This is a genomic window from Allochromatium palmeri (assembly GCF_009720725.1).
Taxonomy (GTDB): Bacteria; Pseudomonadota; Gammaproteobacteria; order Chromatiales; family Chromatiaceae; genus Thermochromatium; species Thermochromatium palmeri.
Genome location: NZ_WNKT01000018.1, coordinates 57,206 through 70,221, shown reverse-complemented (window position 1 = coordinate 70,221; position 13,016 = coordinate 57,206). Strand labels below are relative to the sequence as shown.

Annotated in this window: 13 protein-coding genes; 9 read left to right on the top strand and 4 right to left on the bottom strand. The window is 62.2% G+C overall.

The window, feature by feature from the left end:
• Nucleotides 1-64 precede the first annotated feature (64 nt).
• The 8 genes from GJ668_RS10135 to GJ668_RS10100 all read left to right on the top strand — a co-directional run bounded on the left by GJ668_RS10135 (nucleotide 65) and on the right by GJ668_RS10100 (nucleotide 8,283).
• A complete protein-coding gene (locus GJ668_RS10135) occupies nucleotides 65-409 on the top strand; it encodes a PEP-CTERM sorting domain-containing protein (protein WP_155450035.1) in 345 nt (114 codons plus the stop codon).
• Nucleotides 410-623: 214 nt separating this feature from the next.
• A complete protein-coding gene (locus GJ668_RS10130; RefSeq protein ID WP_155450034.1) occupies nucleotides 624-2,741 on the top strand; it encodes a M12 family metallo-peptidase in 2,118 nt (705 codons plus the stop codon).
• A gap of 97 nt (nucleotides 2,742-2,838) precedes the next feature.
• Nucleotides 2,839-4,737, top strand: a complete 1,899-nt coding sequence (locus GJ668_RS10125; RefSeq protein WP_186343019.1) for a bifunctional diguanylate cyclase/phosphodiesterase — start codon at nucleotides 2,839-2,841, stop codon at nucleotides 4,735-4,737.
• Nucleotides 4,738-4,750: 13 nt separating this feature from the next.
• On the top strand, nucleotides 4,751-5,452 hold the full coding sequence (locus GJ668_RS10120) for a transglutaminase-like cysteine peptidase (RefSeq protein WP_222930773.1): 702 nt from the start codon (nucleotides 4,751-4,753) through the stop codon (nucleotides 5,450-5,452).
• Nucleotides 5,453-5,472: 20 nt separating this feature from the next.
• Nucleotides 5,473-6,051 (top strand): hypothetical protein, encoded by a 579-nt coding sequence (locus GJ668_RS10115; RefSeq protein WP_155450032.1) that lies wholly within the window; start codon nucleotides 5,473-5,475, stop codon nucleotides 6,049-6,051.
• Between the two features lie 42 nt (nucleotides 6,052-6,093).
• Complete coding sequence (locus tag GJ668_RS10110) at nucleotides 6,094-6,648, top strand: hypothetical protein (protein ID WP_155450031.1); 555 nt, start codon at nucleotides 6,094-6,096, stop codon at nucleotides 6,646-6,648.
• 206 nt (nucleotides 6,649-6,854) lie between these two features.
• Complete coding sequence (locus GJ668_RS10105) at nucleotides 6,855-7,220, top strand: HPF/RaiA family ribosome-associated protein (RefSeq protein WP_155450030.1); 366 nt, start codon at nucleotides 6,855-6,857, stop codon at nucleotides 7,218-7,220.
• Between the two features lie 133 nt (nucleotides 7,221-7,353).
• Nucleotides 7,354-8,283, top strand: a complete 930-nt coding sequence (locus GJ668_RS10100) for an NAD(P)H-binding protein (protein WP_155450029.1) — start codon at nucleotides 7,354-7,356, stop codon at nucleotides 8,281-8,283.
• Between the two features lie 52 nt (nucleotides 8,284-8,335).
• On the opposite strand, the gene GJ668_RS10095 is transcribed toward GJ668_RS10100, so the two are convergent.
• Entirely contained in the window at nucleotides 8,336-9,583 is a 1,248-nt protein-coding gene (locus tag GJ668_RS10095) for a glycerate kinase type-2 family protein (RefSeq protein WP_155450028.1), read from the bottom strand.
• Between the two features lie 164 nt (nucleotides 9,584-9,747).
• On the opposite strand from GJ668_RS10095, the gene GJ668_RS10090 reads away from it, so the two are divergent.
• A complete protein-coding gene (locus GJ668_RS10090; RefSeq protein ID WP_155450027.1) occupies nucleotides 9,748-9,990 on the top strand; it encodes a hypothetical protein in 243 nt (80 codons plus the stop codon).
• A gap of 30 nt (nucleotides 9,991-10,020) precedes the next feature.
• On the opposite strand, the gene tsaB is transcribed toward GJ668_RS10090, so the two are convergent.
• From tsaB to GJ668_RS10075, 3 genes are all read right to left on the bottom strand, one after another.
• Nucleotides 10,021-10,701, bottom strand: coding sequence for a tRNA (adenosine(37)-N6)-threonylcarbamoyltransferase complex dimerization subunit type 1 TsaB (tsaB, locus tag GJ668_RS10085; protein ID WP_155450026.1), 681 nt, complete (start codon nucleotides 10,699-10,701; stop codon nucleotides 10,021-10,023).
• Nucleotides 10,702-10,766: 65 nt separating this feature from the next.
• Nucleotides 10,767-11,693 (bottom strand): hypothetical protein, encoded by a 927-nt coding sequence (locus GJ668_RS10080; protein ID WP_155450025.1) that lies wholly within the window; start codon nucleotides 11,691-11,693, stop codon nucleotides 10,767-10,769.
• Between the two features lie 164 nt (nucleotides 11,694-11,857).
• Nucleotides 11,858-12,844: an adenosine kinase gene (locus GJ668_RS10075; RefSeq protein ID WP_155450024.1), complete on the bottom strand. Its 987-nt coding sequence runs from the start codon at nucleotides 12,842-12,844 to the stop codon at nucleotides 11,858-11,860.
• Nucleotides 12,845-13,016 lie beyond the last annotated feature (172 nt).

The window sequence follows — 13,016 nt, the reverse complement described above, 5'->3', positions numbered from 1 at the left end:
GTGAAATTATTGATGGTTATGGATCTGAATATAAAATTGCGTTTTCATCTGTTTAATTTTTTTAATGAAAGTACTTAAACAGTTGCAAGTAAGCATCACTAATGATGCATTAGCGTGGGTGCATTTTGATGTCATGGCGCTTGAAACTTCAGTTAAATCGAGTGGAGGCAAAAATAAAATCATCATTGCAAGCACTGACAAAATAAACAATCCTGGATCGCACGATGTAACTTGGTCCAGATCGACGACTCCTCCCGGCGGGAGTGGAGATGATCCTCCTCCCGGCGGGGGTGGAGATGATCCTCCTCCCAGTATTCCAGAGCCATCCTCAATCTGGTTAATGATTATCGGACTGCTTGGTGGACTGTTTGGCATTCGTCGTTCACGGCGTCTCCAGCGCGCCATCTAAGGCCGTTTAAAGGTGAGGGCCGTCTTGAGCGATTTGCACGGATGTAATGCATAGATCGGCTGATTCAAGCCTCGCCTAAAAAAACAGGCGAGGCTTTTTTGTTCAGTCAACGCAAAAATGTGCTTCCCTTCACGGACGCCAATTGTTCCATGCGCTAAGGTGCTGAATTGTACGCCACGTCATATGTCCTGTTTCACTGTCAGAGAGGCACCGAATGATGAACGTCACACTCCTTAAGCGATCGCTAGTGCTGACGGCGCTGGTGTCAGCGAGCGGTGCGGTTTCCGCCGCGACTGAACCCAACCTGGAATACTGGATGTGGCTGTCCGGCCTGCCCAACTGGCTATTGGCCGCCATGGTCGCGATCCTGTTCGTCGTCCTGGCCGCCCTGGGGCTACTGATCTACCACCGCACGACCGGGCAGAGTCGCGGCATGCTCGACTATGCAACCCTGAGCGGTGCCCTGGTCGCCGGCCTCCTCGTAGCCATGCTGGCTGCCGATCCCTGGAACGCCTATCTGTCCGATAAATTTACAGCCCTGCCGCCAACCGCCGCCGTGCCCGCTCAAGCCCCGCATGGCCGTTGGGCATTGGATCTGCTCGAAGCGCCCGATGCCGACGATGTCCAGGGTTCACCCAAGAAACCACAAAAGGTTCTCAAGAACCGCGCCCGTCACGCGAAGGTTAATATCAGTGCCATCGAGGCCGAAACCCTCAACCTTAATCTGTTCGATGATACCGACTTGGTTGCCGTCCGCGACTCGGTCGTCAAGGATGCGCGAGGTGGCTCGGTCTGGCTCGGTCATATCCAAGACTACCCTGACAGCGAGGTCGTTCTTGCAGCCAGGGGCAAGGTGCTCATGGGGACAGTGTCCGTAGACGGACGCTTCTTCGAAATCGTCTACGTAGGCGGCAACACACATGCCGTGCGTGAACTCGACCCCAACAAGCTGCCGGCCAAATTCGAGCCTGAGCAGCTGCCAACGCCGGACGATTTGGGTGACGGCGACGTGGCGACCGATGCGTCCGTGACCGCGACTGGAGATACACCGTCAGCGACCGGACAGGTCGTCGACGTGATGGTGGTCTATACGCCCAAGGCACGCGCCAATGCCGGTGGTGCAGCGGGCATCGAAACCAAAATCATGAACGCTGTCGCGCGCGCCAACCAAGCCTATCTGAACAGCCAGATCGACATGTATTTGAACTTGGTGCACATGGAGGAGATTGCCTATACCGAAACCGGTGACATGGTGACCGCTTGGAATCGTGTCATGGGGACGTCTGATGGCTACATGGATGACGTCCATGCCTTGCGCAATGAGTACGGTGCCGATCAGGTGGCCTTGATCACCGCCGATAGCAACTATTGCGGCTATGCGACGATCATGAACAGCGATTGGCGCAGCACCGCCTTTGCGCCCTGGGCCTTCGCCGTGCTGCACGACGACTCGATCTACAACTGTCTTGGCAGCAACGACAGTTTCGCCCATGAGCTGGGACACAACCAGGGCAACGTGCACGACCCGGACAATGCTCCGAGCATGGGGGCTTATCCCGACTCCTACGGCTATCGTGAATGCGGCCGCTTCCGCGACATCATGTCCTATTCGTGCAGCGGCGAGCCGCGTATCCCGTACTTCTCCAACCCCAATCTCACCTATAACGGCTATGCAATTGGTATCGAGGGTTCCAGCGATACCGCCCGCTCCATGAACGCGACCGCGCCCATCGTGGCCAACTTCCGTGTCTCGGTCACGAGTCCGCCCGCCGCGCCTGGATCACTCAACGCCACTAATGTCTCGACCTCGGATTCGACGGCCCTGGCCCTGAGATGGAGCGACAATGCCAGCAACGAGGCCGGCTATAGGGTTCAGGGTTCGATCGACGGATCGAGTTGGGCCGAGATCGCGTCCCTGCCTCAGAACACGACCAGCTTCGACGACACCGGCCTCGTCTCGGGACAGACCTACTACTATCGGGTCTACGCCTACAACAGCTTCGGCAACTCGGCGTATTCCAACACGGCCTCGGCCACGCCGACTGCGCCCCAGCTGGATACGACGGCACCGACGGTGCGCATCAACAGCCCGCTCGATGGAGCTCAGCTCAGCCGGAACGTCTCGATCAGCGCGAATGCCACGGACGATGTTGGCGTGACATCGATGCAGCTCTTGATCGATGGCAAGCAAGCGGCGACTTCGTCCAGCGGTTCGCTGAGCTCGAACTGGAACACGAAGAAATCGGGTAGTGGCACCCATGTCATCAGTGTCAAGGCAACCGATGCGGCAGGTAACTCCGGAACGTCCACGGTGACGGTGACGGTCAAGTAGCCTCCACCGGGACGCTGACTCGAAGGGAAGGCCGCCCGTGCGCGGCATGAACGGGGTCGCTGGAGCGGCCCCGTTCTTTTCGGACGAGAACCGATCCATGTCATTGTCCAAACAGTTGCTGATCCTGATCTCGGTGCTGTTCCTGCTGATCTTCGGCGGCAACTTCGCCGTCAGTCTCGACAAGATCCGCGGTTATCTGCAAGTCGAGTCGCGCATCCATGCGCAGGACACGGCCACCTCGCTCGGCCTGTCGCTCAGCCCGTACATGACCAATCCACGCGATCCCATCCTGGCCACCATGATCCAGGCCATCTATGACATGGGCTATTACAAGGAGATCCGCCTCACCGACGTCGAGGGTCGGACGCTGGTGCAGCTCAATGACAGCCAGATCTTCGAAGAGGTGCCGCGCTGGTTCATCCACTGGCTGCCAATGGAGACGGCTACGGCGACGAGCGAAATCAGCTCGGGCTGGAACATCACCGGCAGCGTCCAGGTCACCAGCCATCCGGGCTATGCCTATCTCAAGCTCTATCAGCAGATGCTCGATGCCCTCTATTACTCACTGGCGGCCCTGGCGTTGTCGGTGCTCCTGCTGTTCCTGCTGCTGCGCTTCACACTACGACCGCTCAAAACCATCGACCGCCAGGCCCAGGCCATCGCCGCCGGGAGCTTCGCGCGCATCGCGACCCTGCCCTGGACCACCGAGGTGCGCAATGTCGCGCGCTCGATGAACCAGATGTCCGGCAAGATCGAGGGCGTCATCGGCCACCTGAACCAGCGCCTGGACGCGCTCGGCCAGCGTCTGCGGCTCGACGAGCTGACGGGGTTGTACAAAAAGACCAACTTCGAGACAGACATGGAGCGCCTGTTCGGTGGCGAGGAGGGCTATGTGGTCTCGATCGGCATCGACGCCTTTGCTGAACTGGCGCGCGATCTGGGCGAGACGGCGACCGATGCCCTGCTGCGGCACCTGGCCGAGGCGCTCGTGCAGTGCGCCACCGCAGAGCAGCCCGAGGCCAGAGGATATCGCTTCCATGGCGCCGAGTTCGCGCTCGTCCTGCCAGGACTGTCCGCCGTTCGTGTCGAGCCATTCGCCCGTGCCTTGCAGGAGGCATTACGCGACGTCGGGGAGCGCCACGGGCGGGCGGACATCGCCCATGTCGGGATCGCGCCCCTCAACCCGCTCGGCGCTCCGACCGGTATCCTGGCGGCGGCCCAGGATGCCTGTCAGCAAGCACGGCTCATCGGTGCCAACAGCTATGTCATCCGTCAGGGATACGAGGAGGGCCGCAGCCGTGAGCAATGGCACGCCCTAGTGTTCGACCTCATCGATCAGCGCCGTTATCAGATCTCCTACATCGATCAGGTCGAGGATCTGCGCCATGGTGGTCTGCTCATGGAGGAAGCCTTCACCCAGGTCTTCGACGAGACCGGCACCCCCCTGCCAATCGCGGCCTTCGTGTCCATGGCCGAGCGCTTCGACCGGATCGCCGATCTCGATCGCGGTGTGACCGAGCGGGTCGTGGAACGCCTCGTCGCCGAGCGGGTGAGTCATGGCGTGGAGATCAACCTGGCGATGGCCACGCTGCGCAGTCTGGATTTCAGGGCCTGGCTCAATGATTTCCTGCATCGACATCCAGCCCAGGCCGGTCAGTTGATCTTCAGCATCACCGCCTATGGCGTGGCCAAGGATCCGGCGCTGTTCCAGGACTTCATCCGATTTGCGCATGGACTGGGGGCACGGGTGCTGCTCAAGCGTTACGAGCCGCAATTCGTGTCGGTGGAGGCGGTCAAGACCATGCGGCCCGATTTCATCCGGCTTGCCCGCGATCTGACTGCCGGTATCAGCAGCGACGAGAGCAAGCGCACCCTGGTCGAAGCCATCCGCCAGGTCGGCGACCTGCTCGATATCATCATTGTGGCCGAGAACGTCCAGAGCCGGAGCGACCTGGAAATCGTCCGCGAGATCGGTCTGCCAGGCGCGAGCCATTGAGGCGTGATCGCGCGTGGCTGTACTCGCCAATGGCACTGCGGTCGATGCGTTCCGGTCCATACTGGGCCGTCTGCTCGCCTTCCTGCTGGGACTCCTCCTGTCCGCCACGCTCACGGCTGCGCTGGATCTCAGCTCGGAATGGATCGCCGCGATCGAGAAGCAGCATGGAATCCAGGCAGGAGAGCGAGCGCGCGCCTGGCAGTCGATGATGGAGTCGGCTCAGGATTTGAGCGAGGACGACAAACTTCGGGTTGTGAACGATTTCTTCAACCAGTTGCGCTTCCTCGATGACGTCGCGCTCTGGGGCGTCAGCGATTATTGGACGACCCCTTTCGAGTTCCTGGTCAAGAATGGTGGCGATTGCGAGGACTTCGCCATTGCGAAATATTTCACTCTCATCCATGTCGGCGTCCCTGAAGAGCGCCTGCGCCTGACTTACGTCAAGGCGCTCGATTATGATCAGGCCCACATGGTCCTGACCTATTTCGCCACGCCACGCGCCACGCCCCTGGTGTTGGACAACCTGAATCCACATATCCTGCCGGCGACCGAACGCGCTGATCTGCAACCGGTCTACAGTTTCAACGGTACTGGATTGTGGCTGGCCAAGTCAGCCGGCAGCGGCAAGCGGGTCGGGGGGGCGGAGCGTCTGGATCTGTGGCGTGACCTTCAGTCCAGGATGCCGTCCATGGCACCGGACGCGCCTGGTCGTTGAGATAGAGCGAGGAGTGGATCATGTCCGATTTGATGAGTCTCCGGCACCGGCCCGAACGGTGTCGCAACCGCGAAACGAGCGTTGGATCCTGGTGGGCGATGTGGGGGGCTGGCGTCTGCCTGCTGGGCTTGAGTCTTGGCGTGAGCCAGTCGTCCCAAGCCGCTGACTGGAGCGCGCGCCTGCCGGATGGCTCCGGAGTTGAGATCGACGCCTCCAGTCATCGCGCCTGGCGCTTGGAGGATGGCCAGCGCACCCCACTTTGGGATGGTGTGCATCGTCTGGAGGACGGCTCGATCGTCATCGTGCGTGATGGCATGGCCGTGCCGAATTCATCGATGCTGGAGACCTGGGGCGAAGCACCACCGCGCCAGCCGCCACGCGCGGCGGAACGCGAGTCCGGTTCCTGCCTGGAACTGGTCCAGCGTGTCTGTGGCGAGGATGCGGCCTGTGCCGGGAGCGAGCCGTGCCGGCTGGCGCGCGAGCTGCTGGAGATGTCCGGTGAATCCCTGCCCTTGGAGGTCGAGGCCCAGGCCGAGTCGTCTGTCGGCTCTCAGTGTCGCGAGGCCCTGACCAGCGCCTTCTTTGCACCCTGTCACTGATCCATCGAACCCTCGAAACGCTTGCTCATTCGGAATTGATTCATGGCATTACGCATCAAGAGTCACTGGAAAGACGACGAGCGCGAACGCTCGCTGCCCGAGATCGCCAGCGCCCTGGCCTATATCGCCTGGCGCATCGCGCTCGACAAGGCAATCAACCTGCATTGCGAGCGCTTCGTCTATCGCGACGACGCGCAGCGTCTGGCCGTGATCCAGGAGTATCTGGTGTTCCTGGTCCAGATCACCGACCGGCTGGCACACGCCGAACTGAATGACGCCGACCGGCGCACGCTCATCGTCGAGTTCGCCAAAAAGCTCTTCGGCCATGTCCAGGACAACAGTCAGGATCTGCTCGGCCCGGGCGACTATGGCGGACCCTTCATCGCCCGGCTTGACACCCGCTCAGGCGAGTACGCCGAGTTCCAGTTCGCCGGGGATGGCCCCAGTTACGCCTTTCTGCGCCATCTCGGACACGAAATCCAGACTATCATGGGCGAATCCGAGGACAACCGCTGGGTCATCGATCAGGTCATGGACAAAGACGGTTGGGATGCCTACAAGCACTTCGAGCGCGCGTATCGCAATCTCTTCGAGTGATTTGGTCTTGCATTTCGGGCGCTCGGACGCCATGATCCGCCTGCCGTCGCGCGTCTCATGCCGTGCCCGCCTTGCCTCCAGAGACACTTCAGCGACGTGTTCAATCGACGAGGCACTTGCCCTCACTCAGTCAGATCCGCTCGACCCCCGCTGTCGCGACCAACGCGCGACACCATCGGCGGTCGAGTCCATGGAGAACGTCACGTATGGTCCTAAAGATAGGCGGCGATATGCTTGCGCTGGATGCCGCTATCCGTCGTCAGATCGAAGCGGAAACCCGTAAACTCGTGGACCGCTTTCCCAGTGAGCCGATCGAGGCTCAAGTCAATGTCCAGGAAGAGTTCGACCAGTTACATGGTCATCGGGTACGTTGTGAGCTGAGCGCCAAGCTTGGTTCGGGCCGTCAGGTGGTGGTGCGCGAAGCGCGCAAGGTCGCCGCCGAGGCCATCAGCGAAGTCTTCAGCACGGCCCGCCGCAATGTGCGCCGTCTGCGCCGTCAGAGTGTTCTCGATCTCGCGCCCACACCCAAGCCGATTGCCGCGCGTGCCAGCGCCCACGTGGCCACCCGTTGACATCTGCCTTGAGCGCGCCATCTCCGCACCCATCTAGTGAGCGTTATGTCATGAGCCGTCCGGCGCGCGCCAGATCGCGAGCCCATCGACTCGACGCCATCACAGATTTGATTCAAACAGGGGAGAGCCTCCAATGAAGGTTGCGGTCATCGGCGGGACAGGATTCGTCGGTCTACATATCACACGCCATCTGCTGGCAGCCGGCCATGTGCCGCGTCTGCTGGTGCGTCCGGGCAGCGAGTCGAAAGTCGAGCAGCCCGCCTCCTGCGAGATCGTCCACGGCGATGTGAGCAATCTGCCCTCGCTCGTGGAATGCGTGCGCGGCTGTGACGCGGTCATCTATCTGATTGGCATTCTGCGCGAGTTCCCGGCGCAGGGCATTACCTTCGAGGCGCTCCAGTATCAGGGCGTGGTCGATGCCATCGCCGCCGCCCAGGAGAACTGTGTCGGGCGCTTCATCCTGATGAGCGCCAACGGCATCCGGCCCGATGGCACGGCCTATCAGCGTACCAAGTACCGCGCCGAGCAGGCGCTCAAGGACTCAGGTCTGCACTGGACGATCTTCCGGCCATCGGTGATCTTCGGCGAGTCCGAGGGACGCATGGAGTTCTGCTCGCAGCTCAAGAAGGACATCATCGACAGTCCGCTGCCGGCCCCGCTGTTCCATGCCGGTCTGCTGCCGACCAAGGCCGGACTCTTCGAGCTGGCGCCGGTCAGCATCAAGGATGTCGCCGATGCTTTCGTACTCGCGCTCAGCGAGCCGCGCACCGAGTCGCAGACCTATTCGCTGTGCGGTCCCGAGCGTCTGAGCTGGAAGGCGATCCTCGCCACCATCGCGGCGGCCTCGGGTCGCACCAAGATGATGGTTCCGGCACCGGCACTGGCGATCAAGGCGGCGGCGGGTCTCTTCGACCGCTTCCCCTGGTTCCCCATTTCGCGTGACCAGATCCAGATGCTGATGGAAGGCAACGTCTGCACCGAGAACGACAGCTTCGCGCGGCTTGGGCTGACACCGACCCATTTCGGGATCGATCAGCTCGGCTATCTGGCGTGCGACGACTGACGCTGTATCGACCCGTGTGCCTGTTCCGGCGGTCGACTCAGGCCGCGCGGGTTCAGGACAGAGACGGTGCCTTGTAGCCGAGGATCAGATCCATCACATTGGTTCCGGTCGGCCCGGTGTAGACGAGATCGCCGCTCGCCTCCAGGAGCCGCCCGGAATCGGCCTGCTCCAGACAGACGCGGGCATCGAGTCCGGCCCGTTCAGCCCGCTCCAGGGTTGCGCCATCGACCAGCGCGCCGGCATCCTCCGTCGGCCCGTCGCCGCCATCGGTGCCGGCACTCAGTAGCCAGACATCATCGCGTCCCGCCAGCTCGATCGCCGCCGCCAGCGCCAGATGTTGATTGCGTCCGCCGCGTCCGGGCGGCTCGGGGAGCCGGACTGTCGTCTCGCCACCCCAGACATGCAGACCCGGTGCGCTGCCGATGAGCGTCCGGGCGAGCGCGCGACCCTGATCGGCGGCATCGCCTTCGATCAGCTCGGGATGCCGCCAGACCGTCAAGCCGCTGGACTCGGCCGCGCTCGCGACCGCCGCCTTGGCCATCGACAGCGTGGCAACCAGCTCTATCTCTGGGCCCTGCGCTGGTGGTGTGCCGCGCTCGACGAGTCCGCGCGCGACCCAGTCAGCGAGCCAATCGGGCAGGGTGAGGCGTCCGACCTGCTCTGCCAAGTCAGATGTCGGAACCAGTGGACCCGAGCCGATGACGCCCGGCACATCGCCTGGTACGTCCGAGATGGCCAACTGACGGACAGAACGTCCGCCGAGATGTCGAAGCAGACCGCCCGCCTTGAGACGCGAGACCGACTGGCGCACGCGATTCATGGCGCTGATCGGCAGTCCGCTACCGAGCAACCAGGCATTGATGGCGCGTAATTCGGCGAGTTCCAGACCACTGACCGGCGCCTCGATCAGCGCCGAGGCGCCACCGGAGAGCAGGAACAGGAGCTGTGTTTCAGCGGGCAGCCGGTCGAGACTTTTCAGCAGGCGCTCGCCGGCCGCGAGGCTACCGGCATCCGGCAGCGGATGGCCGCCGACGTGGACCTCGATCCCCGTCCTCTGGAAGCGGTTCGGCTCGGCATGTCCTGGCTTGGTGACCAGTATGCCGCCCTGACAAGAGTCGCCGAGCACTTCAAGCGCGCCCAGCGTCATGGACTCAGCCGCCTTGCCGATGGCGGCGATCCAGACCGGACCCTCGATCGGGCGCGCGGTGAGTGCGCGTTGCACCGAGCGTGCGCCATCGACCGCGTCGAGCGCGATGGTCAGCCATTCGAGAAGGGTGAGACCTGGGTTCTGGAGCCTCATGGTTCATTGATATTGACTGATTTCAATGTATTCGAGTCGATCTTTCGCACAGACTGTCTTTCTCCGGGCAATCAGATGCGACTCGCCCGCGCTCATCGCGCCTCACCTCATTCCACCGGGATGCCCGAGGGTGCCGTTTTTTCGCCCAACGGAGTACCACGCCGATGAATCTCTGTCCCAAGTGCGATCGCCCACTCTGGCCGTTTGCCATGATCCTGACCATCGCTGGCGTCATCGCCTTTCTGACCTGGCTGATTCTGGGACTCTCGCCAATCGAACCCTGGCAACGTCTGGGCATGGCGCTCGTCGCCTTCATCGCGGTTGGCGCGACCCTGCTGCACTATGTCCTCAGCTGTCTGAGACGCCACTGCCGACACAGCCATCCGGTCGTCCAGGGGCGTTCCTGAGCGGTTTGGAACGCTGATCGGAGACACGACTCAAGCGGGCGCGCGCGTGACCTGATCGCGCAGATAGACCGGAAGCGCGTGCTCGGCAGCCACCCAGCGACCAGCCGCCAGCTCGGCGGCGGCCAGGAGCGCGATGTCATGCGCTTCGCAGAGACCGTCCGGATTGGACCCGCTCAGGGCCGATCCGAGCCGCTGTGTCAGCACCTCGCCGTGCACACCCCAGCCCGGCCCCACACCCTGCCAGCCATCGCCCTCGGGTCGTGTGACATGCTCGGGCGCGCAGACTTGCTCAGCACCATACAGCTCGGCCAGATCCTGTCCGCCGATCTCGTAGCCGCCCCAATAGACCTCGTCCATGCGCGCGTCCAGCGCGGTCAGTAGCCGACGCTGTCCCTCGCGCCGAAACTGGCCCTGCGCCATGGCCGCAAGCGTCGAGACCGGAACCACGGGCAGCTCGGCGCCAAAGGCGGCGCCCTGGATCACGGAGGTCGCGATGCGGATGCCCGTGAACGAGCCGGGGCCACAGCCGAAGGCCAGGGCATCCAGATCGCGAAGTTCCAGGTCGGCGCCGTCCAGCAGACGCTGCATCATGCCCAGGATCAGTTCGCCATGGCGGCGCGGGGCGATGGTGAGTTCTTGAACGACGCTCTGGTCGATGAGGAGCGCGGCCGAACAGGCCGTGTTGGAGGTATCAATGGCGAGTAATTTCATCAGTCTTGCGAGTCGGTTGACGAATCCTGGCGGCTAGACCGAGCATACGGTCCGCCGCGAAGGCTTCAATAGGCTTCGAGCCCAAGCGGCTGGTCGCCAAAGGCGCTCATTCCGAACGGGCCATTCTCGAGCTCGTGGAGATAGGGGTAGGGCGGTTGTAGCACCCAACCTCGGAAAGGAATCTCCAGACTCCCGGTGAGCTGGCGTGGCGCCTCGTCCGACGAGGCTTCGACGACGAGCAACCGCAGCCGCCCCAGCTTGGTATGCGGGTCTTCCAGTCGGGTCTGCGCCGCCCAGGCCGGCAGTCCCTCCATGAAGTATGTGTTCTGCAGCACCGAATCCTTGAGTTTGGCGGCCAGGCCAAGCAGCAGCAGGGTTCTGTATTCGATCTCGTGATCGAATTCACCGATGGTCGGACGCTGGGCGTCGAGATCCCAGAACGAATTGAGCCGGCGTGAACTCAGGTAGAGATGCAGTTCGTGCAGATCGCGCCAGGTGCCGGTCGGTAGCGTGGTCTTCCACAGCGCCGCGTAGCGGATCTGACGACCGGCGAAGCGAAACAGATTGCGGGTCAACCATAAGCGACTCTGTTGCTGGCGCGCGTTGGGCACCGGATGCTCTTTGTCGAGCTGGTGCAGGGTGCGATTGAGGTTGACGAACATCAGGCGTCCGAGCCGTTGCTCCATGGTGAGACCGTGATTGGCGTCGGTTGCGGTCGCGTCATGCGCAGAGGGCTTGGGCAGTCCGGCGCAGGTCTTGAGCACGGGCACCTTGAGCAACGACAGGATCGTCAGCCGTCGGTTGGACGAAAGTTCAGTCTTGCGCAGATTCTCCAGCGTCAGAACCAGCGCCGGACCGGCCTGACGCACGCCGCGCGTCTTGAGTTCAGCCAGCCAGTCTTTCAGGGCGTCCAGGTCTGTGTCGAAACGTGGCCGCGTATACTCACGGATGACAAGTGGCGATGGGATCGATTGAGCATCGAAGCTGAGCATTGGATTCCTCCTGTCGCGAGATATCCAGCCGATTCGAACACGTTAGGTCGCTGGAACTCGTGGCTGGGACGACTATACCTGATGATAATGCTAGCTTTATTTGGACATTCGATGTGTCGACTCGATCCCAGTTCCACAACCCGCCCGGCTGACGCCAGTACCGATCAAAAGCCTTTCAGGAGGCGCCGTGTCTCCTCGGTCCTGAGGCGCGGCCCGAGCGCGGTCACCAGCTTGGCCGAGGCGGTCGACGCCAGATCGCCCGCGCGCTGGTGGCTCCAGCCCTGGCTAAGCCCATAGAGGAAGGCGCCCGCGAACATATCGCCCGCGCCGACCGTATCCACGGCCTCGACCTTGACCGGATCGATCTCGATCAGTGCCTGACCATCCCACACCAGCGCACCCTCGGGGCCGCGCGTGATGGCAAAGTTACGCGCGATTGTCTTGAGATAGTCGACGGCCTGATGCAGATCGTCCGAGCCGGCCATGCCCATGGCTTCAAACTCGTTGGCAAAGATCAGATCGACGCCCGAGCCGATCATCTCCAGCAGTCCCGGCTTGAAGAACTTGACCATGTTGGGATCAGACAGCGAGATCGCGGTCTTGACGCCGGCGGCTTCGGCGATCCGCTTGGCCTCGATCGAGGCGGCCCGCGCCGAGTCGGACGTGACCAGATAGCCCTCGGTATAGAACCAGTCCGAGTCGCACAGCGCCTCCGCGACCAGCTCATTGGCCGACAGATTGCCACTCACGCCGAGGAAGGTGCACATGGTGCGGTCGCTGTCCGGCGTCACCAGCACCACGCAGCGTCCGGTGTGACCCTGATCCTTCTCGGTGTGGTGGTTGGTGTCCACGCCGCCCTCGATCAGGTCATTCATATAGAAGTGCCCCAGCTCGTCGTCGGCGACCTTGCACGAGTAGAAGCCTTTACCGCCGAACTGGCTGAAAGCGATGATGGAATTGGCCGCCGAGCCGCCCGAGCCGCGCTGATGATGGTGATCCTTGAGATGATGCATGATGTCGAGCTGCTGGCGCTCGTCGACCAGGGTCATGACGCCCTTGTCGATGCCGAGGACGCCCAGATCCTCGGGTGTGATTTCATACTCCATGTCGACCAGAGCATTACCGATTCCGTAGATGTGATAGTTCGCCATGACGGCTCCGTGGTTGAGAAAAGCGGGGACATTGTACCGAGCCGTTTGCACGATGGCTCGCGCGGTCTCCGTCCGAGCGACTTTGACGCTATAGTTCACCCTCATGAGGGCGCGACCAGACATGGAGCGCCATCCGTCATGAGCAGTCAGTCGGGAGCGCTATGAGACGCAA